Source organism: Microbacterium sp. Kw_RZR3, assembly GCF_029222405.1.
In the GTDB taxonomy this organism is placed as follows: Bacteria; Actinomycetota; Actinomycetes; order Actinomycetales; family Microbacteriaceae; genus Microbacterium.
On record NZ_JARHXC010000200.1, the window covers coordinates 71,584 to 86,622 of the forward strand.

A 15,039-nucleotide genomic window follows, 5' to 3' on the forward strand; every position below is an offset into this window, starting at 1 on the left:
CTCTCAGACCAGGTACTGGCTCAGGCCGCGCTTGACGAAGCGCCCGTCGCCCTTGGCGCCGATGTACGCGCCGTCGTCGACGACGACCTTGCCGCGCGAGATGACGGTGTCGACGTGTCCGTCGATCTCGTAGCCCTCCCACGCGGAGTGGTCCATGTTCATGTGGTGGGTCTTGCCCACCCCGATCGAGGTGTGCCCGGCCGGGTCGTAGACGACGATGTCGGCATCCGCACCCGGGGCGATGACGCCCTTCTTGCCGTACATGCCGAACATGCGCGCGGGCGTCGTGCTGGTCAGCTCCACCCAGCGCTCGAGCGTGATCTGGCCCGTGACGACGCCCTGGTACATGAGGTCCATGCGGTGCTCGACCGAGCCGATGCCGTTGGGGATCGCGCGGAAGTCGCCCTGGCCGAGCGTCTTCTGGTCCTTCATGCAGAAGGGGCAGTGGTCGGTAGACACCATCTGGATGTCGTTGGTGCGCAGCGCCTGCCACATGTGGTGCTGGTGCCCTTCGTGCTTCGACCGCAGGGGAGTGGAGCACACCCACTTGGCGCCCTCGAAGTCGCCCCACTCCTCGCTCGAGGCGCCGAGCTGGTCTTCAAGTGAGAGGTACAGGTACTGCGGGCAGGTCTCACCGAACACGTTCTGTCCGTTGTCGCGCGCCCACGCGAGCTGCTCCACCGCCTGCTTCGCGCTGACGTGCACGACGTAGAGGGGAGCCCCGGTGAGGTTCGACAGCATGATCGCGCGATGCGTGGCCTCTTCCTCCATCTGCCACGCGCGGGCGACGCCGTGGAAGTACGGCGAGGTCTTGCCCTTCTCGATGAGCTGCTCGGCGAGCACGTCGATGACGGGGCCGTTCTCGGCGTGCATCATCGTCAGCAACCCGGTGTCGGCCGCGACCTGCATCGCGCGGAGGATCTGCGCGTCGTCCGCGTAGAAGACACCCGGGTACGCCATGAACATCTTGAAGCTCGAGATGCCCTCGTCGATCAAGCCGGGAAGAGCGGCCAGGGAGTCGGCATCCACCCCTCCGACGATCTGGTGAAAGCCGTAGTCGATCGCGCAGTTGCCGGCGGCGAGTTCGTGCCAGTGCGCGAGGCCGTCCTGCACGCGCTCGCCGGCGCGTTGCACGGCGAAGTCGACGATGGTCGTGGTTCCGCCCCAGGCCGCGGCGCGGGTGCCCGTCTCGAAGGTGTCCGAGGCGCTGGTGCCGCCGAACGGCAGCTGCATGTGCGTGTGCGCGTCGATGCCGCCCGGGATGACGTACTTCCCGGTCGCGTCGATGACGGTGTCGACGGATGCCGTGAGGTCATGGCCGAGCAGGGTGGAGCCGGGGGCGAGGACGGCGGCGATCGTCTCGCCGTCCAGCAGCACGTCGGCGGCGCTCCGGCCGGTCGCCGAGACGACCGTGCCGCCCGAGATGAGGGTGGTGCCCATGATCAGGCCTCCACGATCTCGCCGTAGGTGTCGGGCCGGCGGTCGCGGTAGAACTGCCAGTCGTCGCGCATCTGCTGCACGAGGTCCATGTCGAGGTCGCGGATGAGCACCTCCTCGTGCTCCGACGAGCCGACGGCGCCCACGTGATTGCCACGCGGGTCGATGACCTGGCTCGTGCCGTAGAAGGTGACCGCATCCTCGCCGTACTCGTTGTCCTCGCGGCCGACGCGGTTCGGCTGCAGCACGAAATAGCCGTTGGCGACCGCGGCGCAGGGGCCCTCGACCTCCCACAGGCGGTTCGAGAGGCCCGGCTTGGTGGCGTTGGGGTTGAAGACCATGTGCGCGCCGTTCAGGCCCAGCTCGCGCCATCCCTCGGGGAAGTGCCGGTCGTAGCAGATGTACATGCCGACCTTGCCGACGGCGGTCTCGAAGACGGGGTAGCCGAGGTTGCCCGGGCGGAAGTAGAACTTCTCCCAGAACTTGTCGAGGTGCGGGATGTGGTTCTTGCGGTAGCTGCCGAGCACGGTCCCGTCGGCGTCGACGAGCACGGAGGTGTTGTAGTAGACGCCGGTCTGCGCCTCCTCGTAGATGGGCAGCACGCTGACGAGTCCCAGCTCCTTGGCGAGCGCCGCGAAACGCTGGACGATGGGGCCGTCCACCGGCTCGGCGTAGCGGTAGTACTTCTGATCCTGGGTGATGCCGAAGTAGGGGCCGTAGAACAGCTCCTGGAAGCACACGACCTCGGCGCCCTGCGCCGCGGCATCCCGCGCGAACTGCTCGTGCTTGTCCAGCATCGATGCCTTGTCGCCGGTCCAGGTGGTCTGCGTGATCGCGGCGCGTACCGTCGTCATGGTGCCCTCGTTCCTCCCGGGCCGTCGTGGCTCGATTCCGTCGCTGCCGACGGGAGAGGGCCCGGTTCTGTTACTGTCGCGCCTGAACATTTCTCCACGATTTCCACGAGTGACACCGCCGTAAATTGGGGGCCCATGATCCCGCCCGACTCCTTCGTGGAGCGCACGTCGGCCGGCCTGGCGGCGGAGATCGCGCGGCTCGTGAGCGACGGGACGCTCGCACCGGGGGAGCGACTGCCCACGGTCCGCGACGTCGCCGCCGCCCTCGGGGTGTCGACGGGAACCGTCGCGTCCGCATGGCGTGCGCTCGCCGACGCGGGAGTCGTGTTCTCGCGCGGCCGGGCCGGGACGTTCGTCCGCGCCGAACGGCGGGAGTGGCTGAGTCCGCGCGTGCAGGGGATGTCGGCCGCCCGCGTCCCCGGCGCCCCGCGGGGCCTCGGGGCCGGGCGCGACGTCGCGGCGCTGCGCCTCGACCTCTCGCTCGGCACTCCGGACCCCGCGATGCTCCCCTCCATCGAGCGCGCGCTCGCCCTCGCCCGGCCGCGCGCCGACACCGGGCGGTACCACGACCTCCCGGTGCTCCCCGACCTTTACGACGTTCTCCGCGAGCAGTGGCCCGTGCGCGGTGTCGAGGAGCTCACCGTCGTCGACGGCGCCCTCGACGGCATTTCGCGAACGCTCGATCAGGTGGTGCGCTTCGGCGACCGCGTCGCGGTCGAGTCGCCCGGGTTCCCCTACTTCTTCGACCTCATCGAGGCCGCCGGCGCGGTGCCGGTGACGCTCGAGTCCGACGCCGACGGTGTGATTCCGGCATCCCTCGCCCGTGCTCTCGCGCTCGGCCCCTCGGCCGTCCTGCTCCAGCCGCGCGCACAGAATCCGACCGGAGTGTCGATGTCGTCCGAGCGCGCACGTCGACTCGCGAACGTGCTCCTGAGCGTCCCCGGCGGCACCCGCGTCACGGTGATCGAAGACGACCACTCCGCCCTCATCGCGAGCGCGCCGCCGGTGACCCTCGCGCTGTGGCTCCCGGCCCAGGTCGTCCACGTGCGTGGGTTCTCGAAGTCCCACGGCCCGGACCTGCGCATCGCGGCCCTCGGCGGTCCGTCGGAGATCGTCGACCGGATCGTGCGCCGACGCATGCTCGGCCCCGGCTGGACGTCGCGGCTCCTGCAGTCGGTGCTGTTCGAGCTGCTCACCGACCCGCGCTCCACGGCGCCGGTGCGCACAGCGCGCCTGATCTATCGCGACCGTCTCGACCGTCTGGCCGCGGCCCTCCGCCGCCTCGGCATCGACGTCGGCGACCCCGACGGCATCAACCTCTGGATGCCGGTCCGCGACGAACGTGCCGCGCTCGTGCACGCGGCTGCCGAGGGGATCGGCATCGCCGCCGGGTCTCCGTTCGTCGTCGACCCCGACACCTCGCCGTCGGGTGGGGACCGTGTGCGGGTGACGGCCGGATCGGTCGTCGAGAACGTCCGGCTCGTCGCCGAGGCGCTCGCCCGCGCGGCCTCGGCCGCACCGCTGGCGTAGACGCGTCAACCCCGGAGCCGATGTCGGTGGGGACTTCTAGGGTTGAACGCATGACCGTTCCTTCTGTGCAACTCAACGACGGAAACTCCATCCCCCAGCTCGGCTACGGCGTGTTCCTCGTACCCGCCGACGACGCCGAGCGCGCCGTGTCCGAGGCTCTTGAGGTCGGCTACCGCCACATCGACACCGCCGCGATCTACAAGAACGAAGAGGGTGTCGGCCGCGCGATCGCCGCGAGCGGCATCCCGCGCGACGAGCTCTTCGTCACGACCAAGCTCTGGAACGACCGGCACGACGGCGACGAGCCGCTCGCCGCGATCGACGAGAGCCTGCAGAAGCTGCAGCTCGACGCCGTCGACCTGTACCTGATCCACTGGCCGACGCCGAAGAACGACAACTACGTCCACGCGTGGCAGAAGATGATCGAGATCCGCGAGGCGGGCAAGGCCCGCTCGATCGGCGTCTCGAACTTCCTCGTGCCGCACCTCGAGCGCATCGTCGCCGAGACGGGCGTGACCCCCGTGGTCGACCAGATCGAGCTGCACCCCGCCCTCAGCCAGCGCGAGATCGCGGCGTGGGGTCAGGAGCACGACATGCACATCGAGTCGTGGGGGCCGCTCGGCCAGGGCAAGTACGACCTGTTCGAGATCCCCGCGGTGAAGGATGCCGCCGAAGCCCACGGCAAGAGCCCCGCCCAGGCCGTGCTGCGCTGGCACATCCAGCACGGCTTCATCGTGTTCCCCAAGTCGGTGCGCCGCGAGCGCCTCGAGGAGAACTTCGACCTGTTCGACTTCGAGCTCACCGCCGACGAGATGGCCGCGATCGACGCCATCGACCCGGGCGACGGCTCGGGCCGCGTGGGCACGCACCCCGACGACCTGAACTGACCGCGGGCGCCCCGCGCGTATGAACCGCCTCGCGAACGCCTCGAGCCCCTACCTGCGGGCCCACGCCGACAATCCCGTCGCGTGGTTCCCGTGGGGGCCCGAGGCGTTCGCGCTCGCGGCCGAGAGAGACGTCCCCGTGATGGTCTCGATCGGCTACAGCACCTGTCACTGGTGCCACGTCATGGCGCGGGAGTCGTTCGAGGATGCCGAGACCGCCGCCCTCCTCAACGACGGCTTCGTGTCGATCAAGGTCGACCGCGAGGAGCACCCCGATGTGGATGCCGCCTACCTCGACGCCGCCTCCGCCTTCACGCCCCACCTCGGCTGGCCGCTGACGGTGTTCGCCAGCCCCGAGGGTCGCGTCTTCTACGCGGGCACGTACTTCCCGCCCGTGCCCCGGCCCCCGCAGCCTTCGTTCCGTCAGGTCCTCGCCGCGGTCCGCGAGGCGTGGACCGAACGGCGGAGCGACGTGGATGCCACCGGCTCCTCGCTCCGCGACGCTCTGGCCGCGGCGGCCACCGCTCCGGCAGACGCGCCGCCCACCCTCGAACAGCTCGCCGCCGCCGCACGCACCGTGGCCGCCCGTGAGGACCGCGAATACGCCGGCTTTGCGGCGGGTCCCGCGTTCGAGACCCCGAAGTTCCCCAACACCCCCGTGCTGAGGTTCCTGCAGCACCCCGCGCTCGCGTCCGAGGTGCCGGATGCCGCAGCCGTGGCATCCCGTGCCCTCGCCGCCATGGCCCGCTCCGACCTGCACGACACCGTCGAGGGCGGCTTCTTCCGCTACGCCACCCGCCGCGACTGGAGCGTGCCGCACTACGAGCGCATGCTCACCGACAACGCCGGTCTCATCGAGGTCGCCCTCGCCGCGGACGACGAGACGACGGCGATCGACGCGGCGCGGTTCCTCGTCGACGTGCTCCAGCTGCCGTCCGGCGGCATCGCCGCGGCGCAGGACTCCGAGTCGATCATCGACGGCAAACGCTCGGAAGGCGGGTACTACCGGGTCGCCGACCGCTCGGCGCTGCAGCCGCCCGCCCTCGATGCCAAGGTCGTCACCGGCTGGAACGGCCACGCGATCGCGGCACTCGCCGCCGCCGGAACGCGCACCGACCCGCGTTTCCTCGAGGCGGCCCGCTGGGCGGCCGACGCCGTGCTCGAGAGCAACGTCGCCGACGACGGGACGCTCCGCCGCGCCTCGCTCGACGAGATCCGCTCCGCCGCTCCCGCGACGCTCGAGGACTACGGCGGGCTCGCCCGCGGTCTGCTCGCCCTCGCGCGGGCGACGGGCGAAGTGGCCTACGCCTCGCGGGCGCGCGCCCTGATCGACGTGTGCCTCGGCGACGACGGCATCCATCCTCCCGGTGGGGGAGACCCGGTGCTCCTCGCTCAGGGGATGCAGCCGCACGGCGTCCCGAGCGACGGTGCTTCGCCCTCGGGGCCCTCGGTCTTCGCCGCAGCTGCCCTCGACCTCTGGCGGCTCGGCGCGGGGGAGCAATACCGAGCCGCCGCCGAAACGCTCGTCCGCGCGGCGGCGGACGGCGCTCTGGCGACGCCCCTCGCGCACGGTGCGATCCTCGAGGTGGCGGTGGGACTGGCATCCGCCCCTCGTCAGGTGGTCGTCGTCGGCGAAACGGATGCCGAGATCGCCGACGCCGCCCGCCGTGTCGCCGCCGACGTGGTTGCGGTGGTCTCTCCGGAACAGGCCGCGGCGTTCGCCGAGGCGGGCTTCGCGCTCTTCGAGGGGAAGACCGCGCTCGGCGGCGAGGCGACGGCCTACGACTGCCGGGCGTTCACCTGCGCGCTGCCGACGACGGATCCGGCGCAGTTGGTGTGACCTTGCCCTGCGCGACGTAGATCCGGCGAGTGCTCCGGGCATATGCGCCGCGCCGCCCGGCCCGCGCGGAGCGCCGCCACGGACTGTCGAGCCACGAGGGCGAACACGGGATGCCGCCCGCCCGGCGCGCGGGTGAAAACGCCCTCCGCGCGCCGCGGAACGACGCGGAGCACCGCTGAACCTGGGAAATCGTGATGCCTAACCTCAGCGGAGCCTGAGACAGCAGGCGACGTTCTCCGCCACGTCGGGCGGTCTCCGCGGGGTGGGCATGCGCTTCTCTTCTCGTTTCTGGCTGGTCTCCGTGCTGGCCACGGTCTCCCTGGTGATCGGCGTGGCCGTCCCGCTCGATGCGGCGATGGCGGTCGCGCCGGCGACTCTCCGTCCCGAGGAGGTGCCGAGCGAGGACGCTCCTGCTCTCCCCTCAACCGATGAGGCCACCGCCGCCCCTCAGCTGCCCGAGGGGTCTTTCGCGATCCCCTTCGACAAGACGCTGCCTCGCGACAGCACCGAGGTCATCCCGGATGTGACGCCGCCGCCCGTCTCGGACGCCGTGGCCGAGTGGGAGAAGCGCTCCGTCGACACGTCTGGCCTGCGCCGCATCGACGAGTCCGAGGATGCCACGCGGTACACGAACGCCTTCGGGGCCACCGTCACGCGCGTGTCGTCCGAGCCCGCGCGTGCGCGGGACGACAACGGCGAGTGGGTCGATGTCAACACGTCCGTTTCACGGGATGGTGACGACTGGACCGTGCGGGACCACCCCCTCGCTCCGGTCTTCCGCGGTGGGCGTGATGACGCGCCGTCCGTGGAGGTCTCGCGCGACGGGCACGACGTGTCGTTCGCGCTCCTGGGCGCGGAGGCGGGCGAGCTCGCCGCTCCGTTCTGGTGGTGGGACGACTGGGAGGAACTCACCTACCAGGACGTCTTCGGAAGTGCCGACCTCGAGTACCGCGTGGAGTCGGGGGCGGTCAAAGAGTCTCTCGTTCTGGATGCCACGCCGACGAAGCGCTCCTCGTGGACCTGGCGGATCGACGCGGGCTCGTTGACTCCCGCCCTCGGCGAGGCGGACTCGGTGATCTTCACCGATGAGGCCGGAGTCGAGGTGCTGATGATCCCGACCCCCATCGCCACCGACTCGAGCGGGGCCGAGGGCGAGCGCGAGAGCGCGGGGACGGCGCTCAAAGTCTCGCTCTGGCAGGCGAGTGACGGATCGTGGCGGTACACGCTCCGCGCAGATCGGACGTGGTTGAGCGATCCCGCCCGCGTGTACCCGGTCCGTATCGACCCCACGGTGATGACGCCGAACGGTGCGTCGGCTTACAAATCGGACGGAACGGTGTGGCGAGGCAGCCAGATGGTCGGAAACACCCGCGAGGGCGGGCGAAACCGCTTCTGGCGATCGGTGGTCGCATTCGACTACGGGGCGATTCCGGGGAAGTTCATCGCGGCGGCGAACATCGGTGTCGGATACGACAACCAGGGCACCACGTCGATGCAGACGGGGTGGGTGCAGCACGCCAGCAGCTTCTCGTACAACGGGATGGGGTCGCACCTCGGCAACTACAACCTCTCCACGGGCTGGGCCGATGTCGAGGGTGACGGTGTCGCCGCGCGCCTGGCGAGCAACCTTCGAATCGGTGACCGTCCGGCGTTCATGATCGGCGGCTGGGAGGGGTCGTCGTACTCCTTCAAGCGTGTGCAGTCCGACCTTTGGGTCGAGTCGTGGGATTACCCGTCGGTGTGGGGTACGCGAGTCGGAGACGGGTGGACGGGAATCGGCCTGGCACCGATCCTCGGGGTCTCATCGACGAACCCCGGCGGGCGGCCGCAGCAGTATGCGTTCGAGCTCGCCACCGACCCCGGGATGACGAACATCATCGCCGCGCGCAACTGGGAGAGCGGTCAGCAATACCAAGTGCCTGCGGGTCTCCTGCGGACCGGCACACCGTACTACTGGAGGGTCTCGCTGGTCGACGACCTCAATGGGCTCTGGGGGCAATCGACCTATCGCCAATCACCGACCTACACCTTCACGACGAACGCCGTTCCGTTGCCGGACGCCGCGACCGCGAGGCCCGGCAGTGCGGTGAGCGAGACGCCGACCACGGTGACCACGCTCACGCCGACCCTGCGCGTCGGTGCTGTCTCCGACACGGACGCCACGGGCGGGGCGATGACCTACCAGTTCAAGATCGCCACAGGCCAAGACGCGCGGTCCGGTGCGGTCGTGACGTCGGGGTGGATCACCGCAGCCGATGGTGTGGCCTCGTGGACGGTGCCGCAGGGAACGCTCCAAGACGGCGGTGTCTACTCGTGGACAGTGACGACCAATGACGGCCAAGACATCAACACCGAGAACGGGTGGGTCCGTCGCCTGCGCACCGACTTGAGGCTCGGTTCCTCGGGTCCGTCTCCCTATGACACAGCCGGCGCGGTGACGACGAACCTCGCCAACGGCAACATGAATGTGTCCTTCGCGTCTCCGACGGTCCAGACACTCGGCGGCGCTATGGGCATGTCGTTCACGTACAACTCGCAAGAGGTGGCCGATGCCAATCGCGGGTTGACCGGCGAGTACTTCGACGCGCGGGCCGGCGGCGTTGCTCCCTCTGCCCCCAGTGGATACGTCTTCACCGACAAGACCGCGGCTCTCGTCCGTACAGACCCCGCGGTCTCCTTCCGTTGGGGTCTCGGGGCGCCGACCGACGCGCTTCCCGTCAACCATTTCCTGGCGCGGTGGACCGGCTTCCTGACATTGCCCTCGGCGCTGGTCGGCCGGGAGATCCGGTTCGGCGCATCGCACGACGACGGCATCCGCGTCTTCTACGACGGTCGCCAGCAGTTCGAGCGGTGGCAGGGCGGTGCGTGGGTCACTGCGGCGGGCTCCACCGTCACCGCGAGCGGCGGCGCCAAGCCTCTGCGCGTGGAGTACTACGAAGAGACGGGCGACGCCCATGTCGACCTCTGGATCGAGTACACCCCCGAGGGGGCGTCCACGCCCACCCGTATGACCATTCCGCCAGACTGGTTCACCAAGCGGGTCACGACTCTGCCGCAGGGCTGGGGTGCCTCCGTTCCCCTGGCGGGGGCGTCATCGAACTGGGTCTCCGCGCAGATCACCGACGCCTCGGTCGTCCTCACCGACACGACGGGCAAGGCCCACACCTACACGAAGGCCTCCACGGGCGGTTACACCGCCCCGAGTGGGGAGTACGGCGTTCTCTCGCTCGACGGCAACGGCTGGGTCGTCTTCACCGATGAGGACGGCACCGTCTATCACTTCACGAAGGAGGGCCGCGTGGCCTCGGCCACCCCTCCCGAAGATGTTCGGAAGGCCGCGGCCCCGCAGAGCATCCTGAACGCCAACGGCGTCGCCATCGAGGTGGTCGACCCGGTGTCGAAGAGCGGCGACCAGTACACCCGCAAGGTCTCCTTCACGTACCAGAACGGTGACCGCTCCTCCTGCCCCGAACGGCCGGGCACCGGATTCGCGAAGGCCCCGGTCGACATGCTGTGCCGCATCTCGTACCCCGACGGGACGGAGTCACGGCTGTTCTATAACGGCAACGGCCAGCTCGCGGCGATTCTCGATCCGGGCGACGAGCTGACCCTCTTCGGCTACGACAGCGCCGGCGGATTGCTGAGCCAGATCCGGGATGCCACGGCCAACGACAGCATTCCCGTCCCGGTCGCGGCGGGTGCCGCCGACCCGGCTACGACCTCGATCACCTACGACGGTTCGCGGGCCACGGGGGTGACCCTGCCCGCGCCCGACGGCGTGACGACGTCGGAGCGTCCGTCGCGCACCTATTCCTACGGTGATGGCCGCACCACGGTCTCGATCGCGGGTCTCCCGGGTGTCTCGCAGACCGTGACTTTCGACGCGGCGTGGCGCCAAACGGCATCCACGAGCGCGATGGGCGTCACCACGAGCCAAGAATGGGACCCGGCGAAGGACCTCGTGCGTCGGACGACGGATGCCACGGGGCTCGTGTCGACGCGCGTGTACGACCGCACCGACCGCCCGGTGGCGGCGTATGGCGCGGCGCCGGCGGCCTGTTTCGCCTCCGACGGGCGACCCGTCGGACAGCCTCTCGACGTCGGCGGCTGTGGGATCGTCCCGGCATCGAGCAGCACCGTGTACGACGGTGGGCTGAACGGTCTGCAGGCCGCGTACTACTCGAACACCGAGAAGCTCTCGGGCAAGCCTGAGGCCTACAGTCTCGGCATCGCGGGCCTCACCGGAGGGGCCGTCGACAGGGACTGGGGAACGAATGCACCGATCGCGGGGGTGTCGAGCGATCACTGGTCGCTGCGGTTGACCGGCCTCATCACCTTCCCTGAGGCGGGCACCTACCGCCTCCGCACGACGAGCGACGACGGCGCGCGGGTGTGGCTCGACGACGTGCTCATCATCGACCGCTGGGGCGCGCCCGCCGGAACCGATGGCACGAGTGCCGCTTTCACGGTCGCTGCGGGAGACGTACGCCGTATCCGGATCGAGTACTTCGACATCACCTCTTCGGCTTTCCTGCAACTGAAGTGGGCGACGCCGTCGAACGGAGAGTTTGCGATCGTGCCCGGCTCGCAGCTCCGACCCGACTACGGACTCGTCACGTCGAGAACGGTCGACGACGCCACGACCATCGTGGGAGCGGCGGCACCGTCGGTGACGACCGCGAACACGTACGCCGACCCCGTGGTCGGGCAGGTGACCGAAAGCACCGTCGACCCGGGTGGTCTGGCGCTGAAGAACACCGCGTCGTTCGAGCAGCTCAACGGTCCCGGGTGGCTGCGGCAGAAGTCGAAGGCGATGCCCGCTGCCTCGGCATCCGGTTCGATCACGGATGCCAAGAGCACGACCCGCGCGTACTACGGCGACGCGGAGCAAGTGACCGAAGACACCTGCGGCGTGCCCGCAGGAACGCGCCAGTTCGGGATGTTGAAGTCATCGACGGGGCCGACACCGGCGAGCGGCCCCGCGATTGTGACCTCGTACGTCTACGACGTCATGGGTCGGACGGCCGGCACGCGTGTCACGGGTGACGAGGCGTGGTCGTGTACCACGGTCGATGCGCGCGGTCGCACGGTGAAAGAGGTCTCGGTGGGTGGCGCGGGTGTCGCGACCGACACGGTCACGACCGCGTACACGCCGACTCCAACCGGTCTGACGGTGACGGTCACGGGGACACCCATCGCCGGGTCGAGCACCTCGGCGACGTCGACCCAGACCGACCTCCTCGGCCGCGTGGTGTCGTACGCCGGCGTGTGGGGCGTCGTGACGACTCCGGTCTACGAGCCGCTGACCGGGCGGGTGCTCCGTGTGACGACGGCGGGACCGGGTGTGCCGTCGTCAACGACGGCGTTCGCGTACGACCGTGACGGCAAGACGACGACGGTGACGTTCAACGGTCAGGTGTACGCGGCCTCGTCGTTCGACGCCAAACAGCGGATCGCGCAGGTGTCGTATCTGGGCGGGTCGTCGCTGGGTGTGGCCTGGGATGACAAGCGCGGCACGATCGGGGCGCAGACGTGGTCGTTCCCGTCGTCGGCGTCGATCACCGATGAGGTGACGCGGTCGGTGGCGGGGCGGATCGTGCGGGAGAGCATCTCGCAGGGTGACCGGGTCTTCGAATCGACGTATGGGTATGACGCGGCGGGACGGCTCGTGTCGGCGAAGATTCCGGGGCACGAGTTGTCGTACGAGTTCGCGTCGTCGGGTGGGTGCGGTCCGAACACCGCAGCCGGTGCCTCGGGGAATCGGACGCGGTCCGTCGATCGGTATACCGCGCCCGGGTCGTCTGCGGCTCTCGTGTCGACGACGGACTATTGCTACGACTGGGCGGATCGTCTGCTCTCGAGCAGTGTGTCCGGTGCGGTGCCGGGAGCGTCGTCGGTCTCGGATGGAGTCAGCTCTGGTGAGCTCGCGTACGACGCGCGGGGCAACACGACGCGGCTGGCTGATCTGTCGATCTCGTATGACGCCGACAACCGGCATGTCGCGACGAGTACGGCGGCGGGGTCGAAGGTCTCGCTGGTGCGGGATGGTTCGGGTCGTGTGGTGTCGCGGACGGTGGATCCGGCGGGTGATGCTCCGGCGGTGACGTCGCGGTATGTGTACGCCGGGGCGGGTGATAGCCCGTGGGCGGTGGTGTCGGGGGATGCCGCAGCGACGGTGTTCTTGTCGCTGCCGGGTGGGGTGACGGTCGATGTCCCTGCGTCGGGTGCGGCGTCGTGGTCGTATCCGTCGTTGCAGGGTCACACGCTGACCACGGGCGATGGGTCGTCGGCGTCGGGTGTGCAGTTGTACGACCCGTTCGGGCAGCCCCTTGACCCGGCGACTCTCGCGTTGGGCACGACGGCGGCCAACGATGCGGGTGCGGTGAACGGCACGACGGGGTGGCATCAGGGTGCGCAGAAGCTGACGGAGTCGGTGGACTCGGCACTGCTGGTCGAGATGGGCGCCCGGTTGTATGCGCCGGCGTTGGGTCGGTTCTTGCAGGTGGACCCGGTCGAGGGCGGCGTCGACAACGACTACGTCTGGCCCACCGACCCCATCGGAAAGAACGACCTGACCGGGCGGGCATGGTGGGAGGACTGGGGGCGTGCAATCACTGATTCTGCGGTCGGAAAGGCACCGCTCTTCGCCTGCGGGTTCATCCCGGGATGGGTAGGCGCTGCATGCGGAGTAGTCGAGACCGTTGCGTATCTGGCACAGGGACGGATTGGCGAGGCCGCAGTCGCGGCAGTGGGAGCGGTCGCTAGCACTGTAGGTGTGAGCGGTGTTCTAAAGGCGGCGGCATCAACAATTAAGGCGACTGCGAGAGCGCGTGTCGTCAATCAACTCGGTTCCTTTACCGGGCGTGGGTTATATCGCCGGACCGTTCGATCGGCGAACTTCCAGACTGAATTGCCTTTGACAGCGGCAGCGAATGTGGCCGTTAATGCCGCAGGAGACGCTCTGCGCCCAGAATCCTCCAAGTGGACGAGCAAGCGAATACGAGATGCCTTCATGAGAAGATGGGTTCGGTGAATCGTGAGCAGAATAGCAATTCCGGGATCTGCTCGCGGGGCTCGTGTCGCCGGTATGTCTTACGGGCTCACCTTCTCGACAGCCACCATCCTGGGTACAGCTGGCGGACGTTTGCCAGAAGGAATGGTGGGGGTGGGCACTTTCGCGCTGGTCTTAACGATCTACGCGATATGCGCTTACTGGATGCTGCGACCATGGTTTATGGGCGTTTTTATAGTCCAGGATGTTGTAGTGGTGCGTAGCTGGGTTCGCGATTATCGCGTCCCCTTGGCGGATATCGAGAGAGTCTCGACCGAGCCGTATCTTGGTTTGGCTGCTGTGGGCGAGGTGGGATGGTTGCCGTTTGTGGGACCCATCTCGATTTTGCGTTTCGAAAAAGTGGGCGAGAGGGGTAAATCCTTTCCGAGCACGGTTGGGAGGTTGCGAACCGTGCTCCGAGTGGCGCGGATGATTCGTGATGCCCATTCCACGTCTGAATCTCGATCTGGCTCGGTTGGGGAGTGACCACAAGTGGTGTGGGCCCGGGGTCGTCGCAGATCGTGGATGAATTCAATGCTGACGAGATCACGTATGGTGTGCGGGGCAACACGACGCGTTTGTCGAATCTGTTGTTCTCGTGTGAGGCGGAGAACCGTCACATCGGGACGCGGACGTATGCCGGGTCGGTGATGTCGCTGGTGCGGGATGGTTCGGGTCGTGTGGTGTCGCGGACGGTGGATTCGGCGGGTGATGCTCCGGCGGTGACGTCGCGGTATGTGTACGCGGGTGCGGGTGATTCCCCGTGGGCGGTGGTGTCGGGGGATGCCGCAGCGACGGTGTTCTTGTCGCTGCCGGGTGGGGTGACGGTCGATGTTCCCGCGTCGGGTGCGGCGTCGTGGTCGTATCCGTCTTTGCAGGGTCACACGCTGACCACGGGCGATGGGGCGTCGTCGTCGGGTGTGCAGGTGTACGACCCGTTCGGGCAGCCCCTCGATCCGGTGACCCTGGCGCTCGGTACGTCCGCGGCGAACGATGCGGGTGCGGTGAACGGCACGACGGGGTGGCATCAGGGTGCGCAGAAACTCACCGAAGCGTTGGAGACGGCGCTGGTGATCGAGATGGGCGCCCGGTTGTATGTGCCCGCGTTGGGTCGGTTCTTGCAGGTCGACCCGGTCGAGGGTGGCGTCGACAACGACTACGTCTGGCCGACCGACCCCATCGGCAAGAACGGTCTGAGCGGAAATGCGGAGGAATGGCGCGGATGGCTCGCCGGTGTCATCACTGTCGCTGGCATCGTCGCTAGGGTTGCGGCAGCCGTCGCGTGTGGGGTGACCGTTGTCTGCGGGATCGTTGCTGGAGCGGCTATTGGTGCTGTCGCGGCGGCAGGAGGCTATGCGGCGCAAAACGGGGGTACCTCCCGGTTTTCCTGGAGCGGACTAGGCTCTGCTCTACTTGAGGGCGGTGCAATCGGGGCGCTTAGCG

Annotated in this window: 7 protein-coding genes; 5 read left to right on the forward strand and 2 right to left on the reverse strand. The window is 68.6% G+C overall.

Annotated features, from left to right (window positions below; all coding sequences use genetic code 11):
• Positions 1-3 precede the first annotated feature (3 nt).
• Both hydA and P2P98_RS11100 read right to left on the reverse strand, forming a co-directional pair.
• Complete coding sequence (hydA, locus tag P2P98_RS11095; protein WP_275799778.1) at positions 4-1,440, reverse strand: dihydropyrimidinase; 1,437 nt, start codon at positions 1,438-1,440, stop codon at positions 4-6.
• 2 nt (positions 1,441-1,442) lie between these two features.
• Complete coding sequence (locus P2P98_RS11100) at positions 1,443-2,291, reverse strand: nitrilase-related carbon-nitrogen hydrolase (protein WP_275799779.1); 849 nt, start codon at positions 2,289-2,291, stop codon at positions 1,443-1,445.
• Positions 2,292-2,426: 135 nt separating this feature from the next.
• On the opposite strand from P2P98_RS11100, the gene P2P98_RS11105 reads away from it, so the two are divergent.
• The 5 genes from P2P98_RS11105 to P2P98_RS11125 form a co-directional block, all read left to right on the forward strand.
• Complete coding sequence (locus P2P98_RS11105) at positions 2,427-3,821, forward strand: aminotransferase class I/II-fold pyridoxal phosphate-dependent enzyme (protein WP_275799780.1); 1,395 nt, start codon at positions 2,427-2,429, stop codon at positions 3,819-3,821.
• A 50-nt stretch (positions 3,822-3,871) separates the two neighbouring features.
• Positions 3,872-4,708, forward strand: a complete 837-nt coding sequence (locus tag P2P98_RS11110) for an aldo/keto reductase (protein WP_275799781.1) — start codon at positions 3,872-3,874, stop codon at positions 4,706-4,708.
• A gap of 19 nt (positions 4,709-4,727) precedes the next feature.
• On the forward strand, positions 4,728-6,545 hold the full coding sequence (locus P2P98_RS11115) for a DUF255 domain-containing protein (protein WP_275799782.1): 1,818 nt from the start codon (positions 4,728-4,730) through the stop codon (positions 6,543-6,545).
• Positions 6,546-6,813: 268 nt separating this feature from the next.
• Entirely contained in the window at positions 6,814-13,578 is a 6,765-nt protein-coding gene (locus P2P98_RS11120; protein WP_275799783.1) for a PA14 domain-containing protein, read from the forward strand.
• 539 nt (positions 13,579-14,117) lie between these two features.
• The coding region (locus tag P2P98_RS11125) for a hypothetical protein (RefSeq protein WP_275799784.1) at positions 14,118-15,039 on the forward strand (922 nt) is incomplete at its 3' end.